At 71.2% G+C, this 524-nt stretch carries 1 pseudogene; it reads left to right on the top strand.

The window, feature by feature from the left end:
* A pseudogene (gene carB, locus IMZ35_RS30265) lies at positions 1-524 on the top strand (carbamoyl-phosphate synthase large subunit); the annotation flags it as partial.

The following is a 524-nucleotide window of genomic DNA, read 5'->3' as shown; positions in this document are numbered from 1 at the left end:
TTCGAGCCCACGCTGGACTACGTCGTGGTCAAGGTGCCCCGGTTCGCCTTCGAGAAGTTCCCCGGCGCCGACCCCACCCTCACCACCACGATGAAGTCGGTGGGCGAGGCCATGTCGATGGGGCGCAGCTTCGTCGAGGCGCTGGGCAAGGCGCTGCGGTCGATGGAGACGAAGGCCGCGTCGTTCTGGACCGCTCCCGACCCGGTCGGCGCCACCCTGGAGAACACCCTGGAGGCGCTGAAGACCGGTCACGACGGCCGTCTCTACACCGTCGAGCGCGCCCTGCGGCTCGGTGCGACCGTCGAGCAGGTGCACGAGGCCTCGTGCATCGATCCGTGGTTCGTCGAGCAGATCGCCTGGCTGATCGGCCTGCGCGGCGAGATCGAGGACGCGCCGGTGCTGGACGAGCCGCTGCTGCGGCGTGCCAAGCGCTCGGGTCTGTCCGACCGGCAGATCGCCGCGCTGCGGCCCGAGCTGGCCGGTGAGGACGGCGTGCGGGTGCTGCGGCACCGCCTGGGTGTGCG

This window comes from Umezawaea beigongshangensis, assembly GCF_016464305.1.
In the GTDB taxonomy this organism is placed as follows: domain Bacteria; phylum Actinomycetota; class Actinomycetes; order Mycobacteriales; family Pseudonocardiaceae; genus Umezawaea_A; species Umezawaea_A beigongshangensis.
This window is presented reverse-complemented; position numbering and strand designations above follow the sequence as displayed.